This window comes from Archangium violaceum (assembly GCF_016887565.1).
Classification (GTDB): Bacteria; Myxococcota; Myxococcia; order Myxococcales; family Myxococcaceae; genus Archangium; species Archangium violaceum_B.
Genome location: NZ_CP069396.1, coordinates 3440743 through 3455449 on the forward strand (window position 1 = coordinate 3440743; position 14707 = coordinate 3455449).

At 66.1% G+C, this 14707-nt stretch carries 14 protein-coding genes; 5 read left to right on the top strand and 9 right to left on the bottom strand.

Annotated features, from left to right (window positions below):
• Positions 1–32: 32 nt before the first annotated feature.
• Genes JRI60_RS14365 through JRI60_RS14380 form a run of 4 tightly spaced genes read right to left on the bottom strand, consistent with a single transcriptional unit; the run spans position 33 to position 4267 of the window.
• Positions 33–1871 carry an AMP-dependent synthetase/ligase gene (locus tag JRI60_RS14365; RefSeq protein ID WP_204226394.1) on the bottom strand — a complete coding sequence of 613 codons (1839 nt, stop codon included), beginning with the start codon at positions 1869–1871 and terminating at the stop codon, positions 33–35.
• A gap of 46 nt (positions 1872–1917) precedes the next feature.
• Positions 1918–2745: an SDR family oxidoreductase gene (locus tag JRI60_RS14370; RefSeq protein WP_204226395.1), complete on the bottom strand. Its 828-nt coding sequence runs from the start codon at positions 2743–2745 to the stop codon at positions 1918–1920.
• Positions 2742–3428, bottom strand: coding sequence for a TetR/AcrR family transcriptional regulator (locus JRI60_RS14375; protein ID WP_239470523.1), 687 nt, complete (start codon positions 3426–3428; stop codon positions 2742–2744). The genes JRI60_RS14370 and JRI60_RS14375 overlap by 4 nt, the downstream gene beginning before the upstream one ends.
• On the bottom strand, positions 3425–4267 hold the full coding sequence (locus tag JRI60_RS14380) for an enoyl-CoA hydratase-related protein (protein WP_204226396.1): 843 nt from the start codon (positions 4265–4267) through the stop codon (positions 3425–3427). Before JRI60_RS14380 ends, JRI60_RS14375 begins: the two co-directional genes overlap by 4 nt.
• Before the next feature lie 208 nt (positions 4268–4475).
• Here JRI60_RS14380 and JRI60_RS14385 point away from each other — a divergent pair, with 208 nt between their 5' ends.
• From JRI60_RS14385 to JRI60_RS14400, 4 genes are read left to right on the top strand one after another with little or no spacing between them, the layout of a single operon-like run.
• Entirely contained in the window at positions 4476–5144 is a 669-nt protein-coding gene (locus tag JRI60_RS14385; RefSeq protein ID WP_204226397.1) for a histidine phosphatase family protein, read from the top strand.
• Between the two features lie 20 nt (positions 5145–5164).
• Entirely contained in the window at positions 5165–6376 is a 1212-nt protein-coding gene (locus JRI60_RS14390) for an acyl-CoA dehydrogenase family protein (protein WP_204226398.1), read from the top strand.
• 47 nt (positions 6377–6423) lie between these two features.
• Positions 6424–7446 carry a phosphotransferase gene (locus tag JRI60_RS14395; RefSeq protein WP_204226399.1) on the top strand — a complete coding sequence of 341 codons (1023 nt, stop codon included), beginning with the start codon at positions 6424–6426 and terminating at the stop codon, positions 7444–7446.
• A 26-nt stretch (positions 7447–7472) separates the two neighbouring features.
• Entirely contained in the window at positions 7473–8246 is a 774-nt protein-coding gene (locus JRI60_RS14400) for an SDR family NAD(P)-dependent oxidoreductase (RefSeq protein WP_204226400.1), read from the top strand.
• Positions 8247–8300: 54 nt separating this feature from the next.
• Here the strand turns inward: JRI60_RS14400 and roxA are convergent, their stop codons facing one another.
• Positions 8301–10337 carry a rubber dioxygenase RoxA gene (roxA, locus tag JRI60_RS14405; protein ID WP_430384407.1) on the bottom strand — a complete coding sequence of 679 codons (2037 nt, stop codon included), beginning with the start codon at positions 10335–10337 and terminating at the stop codon, positions 8301–8303.
• A gap of 516 nt (positions 10338–10853) precedes the next feature.
• Here roxA and JRI60_RS14410 point away from each other — a divergent pair.
• Positions 10854–12494, top strand: a complete 1641-nt coding sequence (locus tag JRI60_RS14410; RefSeq protein ID WP_204226402.1) for a kelch repeat-containing protein — start codon at positions 10854–10856, stop codon at positions 12492–12494.
• A 12-nt stretch (positions 12495–12506) separates the two neighbouring features.
• Here JRI60_RS14410 and JRI60_RS14415 read toward each other — a convergent pair whose 3' ends face one another.
• The 4 genes from JRI60_RS14415 to JRI60_RS14425 all read right to left on the bottom strand — a co-directional run bounded on the left by JRI60_RS14415 (position 12507) and on the right by JRI60_RS14425 (position 14425).
• Entirely contained in the window at positions 12507–13226 is a 720-nt protein-coding gene (locus JRI60_RS14415) for a hypothetical protein (protein ID WP_204226403.1), read from the bottom strand.
• The gene (locus JRI60_RS14420) at positions 13223–13705 is read right to left on the bottom strand and encodes a MarR family winged helix-turn-helix transcriptional regulator (RefSeq protein ID WP_204226404.1); all 483 of its coding nucleotides are present in this window, start codon (positions 13703–13705) and stop codon (positions 13223–13225) included. The genes JRI60_RS14415 and JRI60_RS14420 overlap by 4 nt, the downstream gene beginning before the upstream one ends.
• A 166-nt stretch (positions 13706–13871) precedes the next feature.
• A complete protein-coding gene (locus JRI60_RS54490) occupies positions 13872–13997 on the bottom strand; it encodes a hypothetical protein (protein ID WP_275439253.1) in 126 nt (41 codons plus the stop codon).
• Positions 13998–14038: 41 nt separating this feature from the next.
• Positions 14039–14425 (bottom strand): hypothetical protein, encoded by a 387-nt coding sequence (locus JRI60_RS14425; RefSeq protein WP_204226405.1) that lies wholly within the window; start codon positions 14423–14425, stop codon positions 14039–14041.
• Between the last annotated feature and the right edge of the window lie 282 nt (positions 14426–14707).

Below are 14707 nucleotides of genomic sequence, written 5' to 3' on the forward strand. Positions count from 1 at the left end.
GTCCCTTGGGTGGTGGTTCGGGAGGTGGGGGGTCAGGCGTTCGCGTAGAGCGTGGCGATGCGCTCGGCGTACTGCTCGAGGATCACGCGGCGCTTGAGCTTGAGGGTGGGCGTGAGCTGGCCCGTCGCGGGAGACCACGCCTCGGGGACCACCTCGAAGCGCTTGATCTGCTCCGCTCGGGAAAGCCGGGCGTTGGTCGAGGCAACGAGCGACTCGAGCTCGGCGCGAATCGCCGGATCGCGCGCGAGGTCGGCGAGCGACCGCGGCGCGAGGCCATGAGCCTTGGCCCAGAGCGGCGCGGCGTCCGGGTCGAGCGAGACGAGTGCCGTCACGTAGGGCCGGCCATCGCCAATCGTGATCGCCTGACCGACGAGCGGATGCGCGCGCAGCATGCCCTCGAGCCGGGATGGCGCGATGTTCTTCCCGCTCGAGGTGATGAGGAGCTCCTTCTTGCGGTCGGTGATGGTGAGGAAGCCGTCGGGGTCGAGCGTGCCGATGTCGCCGGTGGCGAGCCAGCCGTCCGCGTCGACCGCGCTGACGATCTGACCGTCCGCGGCGAGATAGCCGAGGAACACCACGGGGCCGCGAACGAGGATTTCACCGTCCTCTGCCAGCCGGAGCTGCATTCCGGGAATGGGTCGGCCCACGGCACCCACGCGGAAGTCCGCGGGCGTGCTGACGGTGGCGCAGCCGGTGGTTTCGCTCATGCCCCAGACCTCGAGCACCTTGAGCCCGAAGCCTCCGAGGTACTCGAGAATCTCGACGGGGATGGGCGCCGAGCCGCTGCTCGCCCACTCGATCGTGTCCAGTCCGAGCGTCCTGCGCAGGGGCTTGAGAACCCTGGCCTCCACCTCCGCGACCTTCCGCAGGAGCTCCGGGGGCACGGCTTTTCCGGCGCCTTCGAGCCGGAAGGCCTCCAGGGCCACCGCATGAGCGGAGAGGATGGCCTCGCGCTGAGCAGGCTCGAGCGTGCCCAGCTTCGCCCGCAGGCCCCCGGCGAGCTTCTCCCAGACGCGCGGCACCCCGAAGAACGAAGGGGGAGACACCTTGGCCATCAGCGGCACCACGCCCGCCGGATCCGCGCAGATGTGCACGTGCAGCGCCTTGTAGAGTGCGCGGTAGAAGCCGAGCTCGCGCTCCGCGATATGCGCCAGCGGGAGATAGGCGATCGACGGGGACTGCATGGGAATGGGGATGGCGAGGTCCACCGAGATCGCCTCATAGAAGGCGTTCCGGTGGCTCAGCACCACGCCTTTGGGGTCGCCAGTGGTGCCCGAGGTGTACATCATCGCGATCGGGTCCTCGGGCCGGATGGTTCTCCAGCCGTCCTCGAAGACCGTGGGATCCGCCTGGTGCAACCTGCGTCCCTCGGTCTCGACCTCCGCGAAGGAGATGAAGCGCGCATCCCCGGCCGGGATGGCCGATGAATCCAGGACGATGATCCGTTTGAGCGCCGGGAGCGTTTCGAGCACCGGCTGCCACCGTGCGACCTCCTCCGCGCCCTCCAGCACCACCACCGTGGCCCGGCTGTGCCGCGCGACGTAGCCCACCTGCTCTGTGCTCAGGGTCTGGTACGCGGTACAGGGAATGGCGGCGAGGTGGACCGCGGCGAAGTCGATGCTCCAGTGCTCTGGCCGGCTGGACATCATGAGCATCATCCGCTCGCCTCGCGACAGCCCGAGCGCGCCGAGCCCGCGGGCGAGCGCGGCGGTCTGTTCGCGTAGCTGTGCCCAGGTGAGCGTCTTGTCTCCGGCGCTGATTGCGGGAGCGCCCGCATATTCTTCGGCATTGCGTTTGAGGAGCAGCGGCAGCGTGAGCTTGTTTGCCTGTGATTGGCACTGCGCTTCCAATGCTGCGAGCGACGAACCCATGGGCACCTCCCCGAGTCAATGGCCAGACGTACTGTTTCGTTCCTCTTCAGGGGTCGACGTAGAGGTCGAGCAGGACGTCAGGGCCACCCCCATAGCTGGTGAAGTCGGTGATGCCTTCGGCGCGGAGGACGTCTTCATCGATGAAGGTCTGCCCCGTGCAATCGCGCGGCGGGCGCTGGAGGATGGCCACGGCCGCGTCCGCCATGATCTCCGGCGAGCGGGCCCGCTGCATCGATGTGTCGCCCCCGAGCATGTTCTTCACGGCGGCGGTGGCGATGAGCGTTCGGGGCCAGAGGGCGTTCGCGGCGATGCCGGCCTCGGCCAGCTCCGCGGCCCAGCCGAGCGTGAGCAGGGTCATCCCGTACTTGGCGAGCGTGTACGCAGGGTGCAGGCCCATCCAGCGCGGCGCGAGGTTGACCGGCGGCGAGAGCGAGAGGATGTGCGGGTGGGGAGATCTCCGCAGGTGCGGAATCGCCGCGCGCGTCAGAAGGAACGTCCCCCGCAGCTGGATTTGCTGCATCAGGTCGAAGCGCTTGACCGGCAGCTCTTCGGTCTTGAGCGGGGCGAGGGCGCTCGCGTTGTTGACGCAGAAGTCGATGCCGCCAAAGCGTGCCACGGTCTCATCCACGGCCCGCTGCACGGCCGCTTCGTCGCGCACGTCGCCGACCACCGCGAGCGCCTGGCCGCCCGCGGCTTCGATCTCCGCGGCCGCCGTGTGCACCGTCCCGGGCAGCCGTGGATCCGGGGTGTCGGTCTTCGCCAGGAGCGTGACGTTGGCCCCCAGGCGCCCCGCCGCGACGCCGATCGCCAGCCCGATTCCGCGGCTTCCTCCGGACATCAACAGCGTGCGTCCCGCAAGTGGCCTCGAGGTCATCGCTCGTCCTTTCCTCGCTTGCGCCCTGACCCCGACCCCCGGGAGTCTCCGTGCTCGGGGTGGGCGTCGTGATGGAGCTGGGGGAATACGTCGCGCACGATCGTGATGAGCGCTTCGCTCAGGAGCAGGTGCGCGTCCTCGCGCGAGAGTGTCCCGCCGCGGATCCACTCGCGGATGGTGGCTTTCACCAGCCCGCCGTAGGAGCGCATCATCGCCCGGTGCCGCGCGTCACTTCCGACCTCGACCTTGAGACCCAGGAACTCGAGCGTCTTCGCGGCGGCCACGTCGTCCGCCTCCGAGATGATGCGCTCGACCTCCGGATCCGCGCCGATGCCCCCCGCGCCGGTAACCGCCACATAGGTCTTTCCGTGGGTCGCCACCGTATCGAGGTACCACTCGACACTGCGCTCCACCCGCTGCCGCAAGGTTCCCGTCATGGGCACACTCTCGTCCAGGCCGGGCATGAGCAGCATCCTCTTCACGACCTTCAAATAGAGATCCCGCTTCTGCCCGAAGTAGTGATTGAGCAATCCCCGGGCGACGCCCGCCTCCCGGGCGATGTCCGTGGTGGAGACTTCCGCGTACGGGCGCTCGCCGAACAGCCGCGTGGCGCACTCCAGAATCTGTTCCCTGCGCGTATCCGGCTCGAGCCGTTTCCAGCGAGGAGCAACGGCTGGGCTCATGACTTTTGCTCCCGCCAGGGCAGGAACGCCGGCAGGTCCCGCTCCAACGTTCGGGGGAACTTCGCGGGCCGCTTCTGCAGGAACGACATCACGCCCTCCTCGGCGTCCGCGTTCTGGGCACAGCTCGCGATGAGCTGGCTGTCGAGTGCGAAGGCGGGCTCGGGCGAAGGGAGCGCGCTCATCCGGTAGAGGGCCTGCCGGATGACGGCCACGGACACCGGCGCGGTGGTCTCGACCAGCTCGCGGGCGAGCGCATGGGCGGCATCGAGCAGCGCGCCCGGCTCGTGGAGGGACTGGACCAGGCCCGCGCCGAGCGCCTCTTCCGCCTGGATCAGACGGCCACTCACCATCCAATCCAGCGCGCGCCCCATTCCGACGAGGCGCGGCAGGAACCAGCACGAGCCCGCTTCCGGATAGATGCCACGCCGGCTGAAGACGAAGCCAAAGCGGCTGTCTTTCGCGGCGAGGCGGAAGTCCGCGGGGAGGATCATCGTCGAGCCCACGCCCACCGCGGCGCCGCGGACGGCGGCGATGACCGGCTTGCGCAGCGCAAACATCTTGCGAGTCACCCGGGTCGCCGGCTCGACCCAGCCGCGCTCCAGATGGTTGATATTCGACACCTCGAACGAGCGGCCGCTCAGGTCCGCGCCCACGCAGAAGTCCTTGCCAGCGCCGGTGAGGATGACCACGCGCACGTCTTCGTTTGCGTCGGCGTCACCGAGCGCGTCGGCGAGCTCGTCCGCCATGGTCACGGTGAATCCGTTCCTCGCTTCGGGACGGTTCAACTCCAGGGTAGCGACCCGATCCGCAACCGAAGACCGGATGTGTTGGTAGCTCATGAGTGGGGCCTCTATTCGCGTGATGATGGGGGCTTGTTGGCACCGTGTCAACAGCAACAGTCTTTGAAGTGCTGCCTGCGAGGCCATGCCTGGTGTCCGACGTGTTGCGTCATCGGGGGCTGGACGCGCGCGGCCAAGGGACTTCATCCGAGCCACTGCGTGATATGCAAGTCCCCCAGGCTCGCGGCAGCGGAACAACGGCGGCGATATGGGCGAAATCTATCTGGTGCGGCACGGTCAGGCCTCGTTCGGCACCGATGACTACGACCGGCTCTCGGCAGTCGGCGTCGAGCAGGCGCAGCGGTTGGGGGACTGGTTCCGCATGCGCGGTCTGACCTTCGACCGCGTCGTCATCGGAGCGCTGCTGCGCCACCGCCAGACGCTGGAGGCGACCGGCTACACCGGCCTCGAGCCCGAAATCCTGCCGGGCCTCAACGAGTATCACTTTCACGCTCTGGTCGACTGCCACCTGGAGCAGTGCCCGGTCGAACCGCCGCTAGACCTCAAGGACGCGCGTGTCTTCTACCGCCAGTTGCGCCTGACCCTCGGCGCCTGGGCCGACGGCACGCTGCGGCATCCGCGGTTGCCGGAAAGTTGGAACGACTTCGAAAGCCGCATCCGCGCCAGCCTGCGCGCGATGATCGACCGGCCCGACGCGCAGCGCGTGCTCGCGATCAGTTCCGGCGGCGCCATCAGCGCGCTGGTGCGCGAAGTGCTCGGCCTCACCGTCGACCAGATGATCACCATGAACCTGCAAATGGTGAATACTGGCATCACCCGCCTGATGTTCAAGGGCGACAAGGTGCGGCTGCAGTCATGGAATGCGCAGCCGCATCTGGAGCGCCCGGATGCTGAACATCTGCTCTCATACACCTGATTGTTTTCAAAGGGGAACCCATGGACTTCCAACATTCGTCCCGCGTCACGGAGCTGCAAAATCGGCTCAATGCCTTCATGAAAGAGCACGTCTATCCGAACGAACACACGTTCACCCAGCAGGTGCAGAAAAACCGCTGGGCGTCGCCGCCGATCGTCGAGGAGCTGAAGGCCAGGGCGAAAGCTCAGGGGCTGTGGAACCTGTTCATGCCGGGCATCGAGCACGGCGGCGCCGGCCTGACCAACCTCGAGTACGCGCCGCTGGCCGAAATCATGGGCCGCGTGTTCTGGGCTGCCGAGGTCTTCAACTGCTCCGCGCCCGACACCGGCAATATGGAAGTGTTCGCGCGGTACGCGACGCCCGAGCAACAGAAGAAATGGCTGGAACCGCTGCTGGAAGGAAAGATCCGCTCGGCCTATGTCATGACCGAGCCGAATGTGGCTTCCAGCGACGCGACCAACGTCGAGCTCTCGATCCGCGCTGAAGGCGACGAGTACGTCATCAACGGCACCAAGTGGTTCGCCACCGGCGCGATGCACGAGAACTGCCAGATCTTCATCGTCATGGGCAAGACCGATCCGGACAACCCGAACCGCCACCTGCAGCAATCCCAGGTACTGGTCGAACGCGGCACGCCGGGCATGATCATCAAGCGGCCTCTGTCGACGCTGGGTTACTGGGAGGAGCCGCACGGCCACGCCGAAATCGTGTTCGACAACGTGCGCGTGCCGAAATCGAATCTTCTGCTCGGCGAGGGCCGCGGTTTCGAGATCGCCCAGGGCCGCCTTGGTCCAGGCCGCATCCATCACTGCATGCGCGTGATCGGCGCCGCCCAGCGCGCACTGGAATACGCCTGCAAACGCGTGGAGAATCGCGTGGCTTTCGGCAAGAAGCTGAGCACGCAGGGCTCGGTGCGCGAGGCCATCGCGGTGATGGCGTCCAAGGTCGAAATGTGCCGCCTGATGACGCTGCGCGCGGCGGACAAGATGGACCGCGTCGGCAATAAGGATGCGAAAGACCTGATTGCGATGGCGAAAATCATGGTGCCGCAACTCGGCTTCGAGGTCATCGACATGGCGATCCAACTGCACGGAGCCGGCGGTCTGACCGGGGATTATTTCCTCGCCGAGGCGTTCAACTACGCACGCTGGTGCCGCATCGCCGATGGTCCCGATCAGGTCCATATGATGGCGCTCGGCAAGCAGGTCATCCAGGAGCTGTCAGCGCTTTGAGCAACTGTGCAGCCGGTGGGTGCACGAATCTTCGAGGAGGCGTATCCATGTCTGAGGCAGTCGACACGCTGAATGTCGAAAATCTGCAGAAGTATCTGGCTGCGCGGATTGCCGATTTCGGCACGATTCAGGAATGCACCAAATTCGCGGGTGGTCAGTCCAACCCGACCTTCATGGTGCGCACCGAGAAGAGCAGATACGTACTGCGCCGGAAGCCGCCCGGACTGCTGTTGAAATCGGCGCACGCGGTCGACCGTGAATACCGTGTGATGAAGGCGCTGGCGGCGACCCAGGTGCCGGTGCCAGGGATGTTTACACTGTGCGACGACGACAGCGTCATCGGCTCGATGTTCTATGTGATGGAATTCGTCGAGGGCCGCATTTTCTGGAACAGCGCGCTGCCGGAACAAACACCGGCCGAACGCCGCGCGATCTACGATGGGATGGTGCGCGTACTCGCCGCGATGCATACGGTCAACCTGGAGCAGACCGGTCTCACCGACTACGGCCGCCCCGGCAACTACTTCGAGCGTCAGATCAGACGCTGGACCGAACAATACCGAGCCAGCCAGACCGGCACCATGCGGGCAATGGAAAAGCTGATGGAGTGGCTACCCGCCAACGTGCCGGCCGACGACGGTCAGGTCGCGCTGAACCACGGCGACTACCGCATCGACAATGTCATGTTCCACCCGGCCGAATCGCGCATCGTCGCGGTGCTCGACTGGGAGCTGTCGACGCTCGGTCACCCGTGGGCGGATCTCGCGTATCAATGCATGCATTTGCGCCTGCCGCCGGATGCGGCGATCCCTGGCCTCGGCGGTCTCGACCGCGAGGCACTCGGCATTCCCTCGGAAGAAGAGTATGTCGCGCGCTATTGCGAGCTGACCGGCATCAAGGCAATCCCGAACTGGGATTTCTACATCATCTTCAGTTTCTTCCGCATCGCCGCGATTCTGCAGGGCGTCTACAAGCGCGCTCTCGACGGCAATGCGTCGAGCAGGAAGGCAATGGACTACGGCGCGCTGGCCGGACCGATCGCGGAGATGGCCGTGGCGATGATCCCATGACACCGGCAGGAACGCGGGAGAACACCATGAACAAGAATCGTTTTGATCTGACCGGCCGCGTGGCGCTGATAACCGGTGCGTCGAGCGGTCTCGGCGAGCATTTCGCGCAGGTACTGGCCGAAGCCGGCGCCAAGGTGGTGGTCGCCGCGCGCCGTGTCGATCGCCTGCGGCATCTGGCCGAGCGCATCAAGAGTGCCGGCGGTGATGCCGCGACCGTGGCGATGGATGTCACCGATCTCGACAGCGTGAAAGCCGCGTTCGAGGAGGCGGGCGGGTTCTTTGGCACCATCGACGTGCTGATCAACAATGCCGGCGTCGCCCGATCGATGCTCTTCGCGAAGACGCAGGAAGAAGACTGGGATTACGTCGTCGATACCAACCTGAAAGCGGCATGGCGCGTCGCCCGTGCGTTCGTCGATCAACCGGGCATGGCCGGCAGGCCCGGCAGCATCGTCAACATCTCCTCGATCCTCGGCATCGGTGTCGGCTATGGTGAATCGCTGTATGCCACGTCCAAGGCGGGCCTGATCCAGCTCACCCGTCACATGGCGCTGGAGTTGATGCGCAACAACATCCGCGTCAACGCGCTCTGTCCCGGCTACATCGAAACCGAAATCAATTCAGGCTACTTCAAGTCGGAGCGCGGTCAGGCCTACCTCAAGAACAATATCCCGTCGAAGAAGCTGGGTACGGTGGAAGACCTTTCGGGCGCGCTGCTGCTGTTGGCCAGCGACGCCGGCGCTTTCATCACCGGTGTCGCACTGCCCGTCGATGGCGGTCACCTGCTGCACTCGCTGTAATCACCGCGGCCTCTGGCCGGATTCAAGCCGGAGGCCGCGGCTCTTCCCGGAGATCTAGAGCGTCTTCATGTATTCGATGATGGCCCAACGCTCGTCGTCCGTGAGCGATTGCGTGAAGTCATGCCCGCCATTTCCAAGCCCATAGAGATGCGAATTGAAGATCATCCGCGAGCGAATCTGCTTCTGGGTGATGGGCGGCGGTGACTGGTAGGCGAGCGAGTTGTAGTTCGCGGCGAGGTTGGCGATGTTCGCGAAGAGGATGTCGGGCGTCGCCATTTCCTGGCTGCAGGGGATGAACGGGTCGTTGCTCGGAACATCTCCGCAGGCAAGTGCCGTCACCTTCCATCCGAGCTTCGCGAAGTCATACGAGGCATGGCTCGCGTCGTAACCCGCGTTGGTTCCCAGCGCGTTGGCGGAGGTCTGCTGGCGCTTCCATACCGCCCGGCGGTCCGACGGCTTCAGCACCTCCCAGATGGAGGGCACGCTTCCGTTGTGGAAATAAGGCGCGGAGGCCCACGCGCCGTAGAGTGGCGTCGCGATGTAGCCGAACGGCTCGATCCACGTGTTCGGCCCTTCGGGTGAGTAGACGGGCCCGAGGCCGTTGTCGTACGCGCTGCGCGGCACGCGGCGCAGTGCGCTGGTGATGGGGTCGTCGTAGAAGGGACCGTGGTTGGGGGCCTGGTCGTTGTAGGCGAGGAAGGACGTGTTCCAGGCTCTGCGCTTACGCACGTCGGCCATCAGTTGCTCGCGCGCCGGATCCGTCCGGATGGTTTCGATGGGCGTGATGACGCCGGCAATGCCCTTGAGGCGGGGATCGGGCAGGTACGCGGGGTTGGCGGCGTAGCGTGGCGAGTAGACGCCATGGCAGCTCGCGCAGGAGCCATTGCCTGGAGTCTTCGGGATGTTGGCATTGGCGCCGTTCGCCCAGAGGTCACGCTCGTGAAAGAGCACGGCTCCTTGCTCGGCGAGTGCGGTGTTGATCGCCTTGGGGTAGACGGGGGGCGAGAGCGAGATGAAGAAGTTGTCGTTGTCCTCGAACTCGGCGGTCAGCGCGCGGCGCTGCGCGGGCGTGCGACCCAGGTTCGCGATTCCAAACGCCATCTCCGAACGGACGTTGTCCGAGGTGAGCGCTCCATCCCAGAACTGGCGAGTCTTGAACGCGCGGTACCACCAGTTGGGCGCGCGGGACATGCCCCCCGCATGGGATGGGAAGAACTCGAGCAGGCTCGGTACCAGTGCGAGCGAGTCCATGTCGAAGAGGGCGGGCAGGAGGTCGACGATGCCAATGGCGTCACTCGTGCCACGGCCCACGCTCCAGGGCACGGGCGCGAGTTGGAGCACCGTCCCCACGCCCGTGGACCGGAAGAGGTCGGATTGGATCAAGCCGGCATCTATCGCGTCGTTCGAGCGGCCCCACACGAAGCCGGCCTCCTGTTCGCTCCCGAGCCGCGAATCGTGGCAGCCCGAGCAGCCGGAGCTGATTCTTCCCGTGTAGCGCCCGTTCTCGTCCTTCTCCTGCATGAGCCCTAGCGGAAGCTGCCCGCTGCCGCCATTGGTGAGGTTGGGGTTCTCCCACGGCAGCGGGTAGGGGTTGCGGAATGGCGCCTTCGCGAGTCCATAGCGTTTGATGACCTGCTCGTCGAAGTCGGCGGGGCGGATGAGGTAGCCCCAGAGCGTATAGAGGTTGTAGTAGGCGAGCGCGTTGGTGAAGGGCTGGAAGTAGGCGCGGGTCTCGATGTTCGCCCGGCCCCGAGCGACGCTCGCGCGAAATTCGCCGCAGTTCTTCGGATTCGGAGGCAGCGTCGAGACGAACGGCGCCGGCGGCGTGTGCAGGTCCACCCAGTAGGCATTGAACTGCACCGCGGCCCCAGGCTTGTTGACGCCGGGCACCACCAGGGTGCGCGGATCCACCGGCAACGGAGTGGAATCCGGTTGCCCAGCACATGCCGCCGAGAACGGCGACCGGGTGGCCGTCGAATCCAACAACGGCAACGGGTCCGCGTCTGCCCGAGAAGCGCTCAGGGCGAGAATCAGAAAGCTCGAAAACGCCAACTCACAGTTCCACCGCAGTCTCATGGCGCAGCCCTCCATTACGTATTGGCACAGTGCCAACAAGGCGTTCTTTAGGCCGCTGGGGTGGGCGTCCACAATGCGCAGCGCGTCAACGAGCGTCATCACTGGCCGCATCATCCGGTGGACAACAGAGAGAAGCAGACTCAAGCAGTGGGCCGAAGAGAAGGCACTGCAGAGGTGGGCCCTGCGTGTCGCCACGACAGACGTCTTGGATTCACGCGGCACGGCTCATTGAGAGGGTGCTGCGGTTGCGCGCCTGGAGCGAAGACGCCGTGGAACCTCGTGAGGTTTGTCCGAGGCGCAGGCACCAGAGCCGTTGCAGCCTGGGCGCAGGGTCTTCTCAGGATTTAGGAATAACCGGGAAGCTCAGAGCAACCTGGAGATGTTCTATAATCAATGTGTTCTCTGCGCCCAAAGCGAGCACACCCCGAGCGAAGGACGCAGGCCGGTTTCAAGCGCTCCAGAGTAGTGCTGTGGCTGAGAAGCAATCCAGTGCATCTGAGTACACCGGCTCCTCCTGAGAGGTTCAACACCATGATGCTGCCCAAGCGCTTCCTTCCCACACATCTTCACATCCCTCCCCGATGGCCCTCCCTCGCGCGCTGCGTCACGCTCATGGGCGCCCTCGCCGGCTACAGCCAGGAGGCCGTCGCATCCACCAGCGGCTCCGCGTGCACCTCACCCGATGTGGAACCGCCCGTCCTGACCTGTCCCTCCGCGATCACGGTCCAGTGCGTCTACAGCGGGTTGGACGTCCTGTTCGACCATGCCGATCCCCAGTTCAGTGATAACTGCGGTCTCCAGTCCGTGGACTACCCGATTGAGTACATCGGCATTCCGGATACCTTCACCTCATGGATCTCCGCCACCGACTTGTCCGGCAACTCGACGTCCTGCTCGACGGTCTGGACGGTGGTCGATACCCATGCCCCCAACCTGCGGGTGGATGGCCCTCTGCAGATGAGCCTTCCCGTTGGCGCGATCTTCGAGGAGCCGGGGTACATGCTCGTGGATGATTCGTGTGACGGGTCCTACCGGTGGGAGACTCGGGCTCAGAGCTCCGGCAGCGTCAACACCGGAGTGCCAGGCATCTATACCCTTACCTATCGGGGCTCCGATCGCGCCGGCAACGAGAGCACCGCCACCCGGCAGGTGAAGGTCTACCCCTTCCAGCCGACCCTGTCGTCCGTCAGCAATACGCCCCAGCCCCGGCTGCTGCACACCGCGACCCTGCTGCAGAATGGCCGGGTGCTGGTGACCGGTGGCTTCAACACCGCCGCGGAGGAGTACGACCCCCAGCAGGCGGCCTGGTCCACCGTGGGCAACAGCATCACCACCCATCGTGGCCACACGGCCACCGTGCTGCACAACGGCAAGGTGCTCATCGCGGGCGGTACCGCGTCGGCGAGCGAAGAGCTGTATGACCCCGCGCTGAAGCGCTGGTCGCTGGCGAGCCCCATGAGCACCCCGCGCTACAACCACGCCGCCGTCACGCTGCCGGAGGGGCGGGTGCTGGTGGCGGGGGGAGGCTCCAGCGAGAGCTCGGGCCCCGTGCTGGCCTCGGCCGAGCTGTATGACCCCACCACGAACCAGTGGTCCCCGGCCGGCCCGCTCCAGACGGCCCGCCGTGGCCACACCATGACCCTGATGAAGAATGGCCGGGTCCTGGTCACGGGCGGAACCGATGAGAACGGCAACACCCTGTCCTCCGTGGAGCTCTACGACCCCGCCACGCGCATGTGGAGCGCGATGCCGAGCATGAGCACGGGCCGCACCCTGCACTCGGCCACGCTGCTGGAGAATGGCAAGCTGCTGGTGGTGGGCGGCTCGACCCAGGCCTGGACGCAGGGGATCTCGACGGAGCTGTTCGACTTCGCCACCTACACCTGGACCGTCCAGGGCTCTCTGAACGCCCCGCGCCAGGCGCACACAGCCACGCGCGTGATTGGAGACCTGGTCGTGGTGACCGGGGGCTTCAACAGCCAGACGGGAATCCTCTCCTCGTCCGAGGTCTACTCCCCGCGCACGGGCACCTGGAAGTCCACGACGTCCCTGGGCGTGGGCCGCTACAATCACACGGCCACGTCGCTTGATGCCTACACGGTCCTCCTGGTGGGCGGAGCCAATAACACCAACCAGTCCGCGGTGGAGCTCTTCAAGGTGAACGCGCAGTAACATGAAGTCCCGCTACCGGAGCGCGCGCTCCAGGCCCTCCGCGGCCCCCAGCTCTGCCTGGAAGCGCTGGCTTTCCTCTGGGGACAGGGGGACCTTCTGGAGCTCTGCGCGCAGGGCGCGGGCGCGTGCCTCGTCCCCCAGGGCCACCGCCAGCTCGGCGCGGGCCGCCAGGGCGCGGGCACGGTCGACAGGAGGGGCGGGCTCGTTTCGGGCGAGCGCCACGTCGAGGACCTTCGCCGCCGCGGCGTCGTCCGTCTTGAAGTCCCGCAGGCGGGCGGCCGCGGCCACCGCCTTCGCCAGCCGGGAGTCGGACTCCTTCCAGGACGGATACTCCTCGCCGCGGCTGGCTCCGGCCTTCTCGCGCCGCACGAAGATGACCGAGTTGCCGTTCAGGTCGACCAGGGTGAACCGGCCCTGGCCCGGCTTCATCCGCGTGAGGCGGGGAATGCCGGACACGGGCAGCTTGCCAAGCGCGCGGCGCAGGGCCTCGGCGAAGGCCGTGTGCAGGGGCTTCACCTCCGGCATCACCACCAGGCACGTGCTGTGGCAGGACGCGGGCTCCAGCCCCTTGAGGCCGTAGAAGTGCAGCTCGAAGTCCTGGCGGCACACCACGGCGTATGGGTTGGGGGCAGTTTGCCGGTATGTCACCTCGAAGCCCAGGGCCCGGTAGAAGTCCAACGTCTCGTCGAGCGAGACACAGGGGAGGAGGGGAATCGTCGACGTGCCGCTCATCGGGTACCTCCACTTCGGTTATCGGTGGTGGGCGCCGCGGCCTCTTCGATGCACTGCCGCACCTGGCGCAGGCCTTCCGCCACGGCCCGCAGCGTCTTCGCGTCCAGCTTCGCCGCGAGCTGGTTGGCCCAGGCGGCCTGGCGAGCCTCCACCTTGCGGAGCGCCTCCCGGCCCCGGGGAGTCATCGTGATGAGCTTCGCGCGGCGGTGGTGCGGGTTCTCCGTGTATTCGATGAAGCCATCCCGTTCCAACGCGTCGGCGGTCTGCTGCACGCTCTGACGGGCGAGCCCCATGATGCGCGCCACGTTCGCCACCGGCGCCGGCTCGTGGTCCACCACTCCGAGCACCTGCCAGCGCGCACTGCTGAGCCCCAGGGGCTCCGTCAGCGCGTCTCCCGCCTCCAGCGCCAGACCGTTGATGCGGAAGACCTCCAGCACCACTTCCGTGAAGACCTCGCCTGCCACCGTGAGCTTCGACATGGACAGTGATCTGCCAAATGGACAGGGCACTGTCAATATAGGCGCGTGCGTGCCCTCGGATGCGCGTCACCCCGACTCAGGAGAGGAACGTGCGCGCCGCGGCCGCGGTGACCTCCTCCACGGCTTTGGGTGGCCAGCCGCGGGCCAGCATCTGCCGCCGAGAGTCCTACGCCGAGGCCTCCTCCCAGCGCGCAGGGTGGCCGATCACCTCGCCGATGATGCGCACGTTGCACGGTTGGCCCAGCGCGAGGGCCACTCCAGGCCGCGTGGTGTTGAGGCCCAAGAGAGCCAAGAGGCCCAGACCCCTGCCGCGCACCGAGACGGCAGACGACGTCACTCCCTCAGAAACTCGACAGCGGCCCGGGTGAACGCACGAACCTTCGCTTCGGGGCCCTGAGCGACGAGCACCAGGCGCACGGTGTGGGGGTCTTCAATGTTGCTACACAGGCTGTGCTTGACGCCGAGCTTGCTTGCAAACTGCTCGAAGGCGAGACGCGCTGGATCAGTCGTCGCGGCGACCACTCGAGGCTCTGAGCTGTTCGGGATCGTGAACGACAGCTCGGTGCGCAGCTCACCGCTTGACCCTTCGACGGGCGCCTCGGTGAGCGACGCGTTCGAGAGGGGCTCGAGCGACAACGGCTCCGTCGAACTCTTCGAGAGCGCCTTCTCCAGGGTGTGATTTGCAATGTTGCGGATGCGGCTGGGGTCGATTGCGCCCATGATTTCGATCGTACCTCCTGACGGGTTCTTGCATCAGCTTGCCTCGAAATTCGCCACGTGAACATCCTCCGGCGCCAGCTGAGTTGAGCGGCACGTGTTCCACCCCACCGGCCAGCACCGCCCGCGGCACCAACCGAGTCATCGGGTGTGCCCACGAAATCGGGGCAGACTCATACATCGGCGGGTTCGATTCCCGCCGCCTCCACTGGAAGTAGAGTGCCCCGGGCGCCATCAGGCGACCCGGGGTTTTTCTTCCGCCGAAGTCGGCAGTGGCAGCCGGGC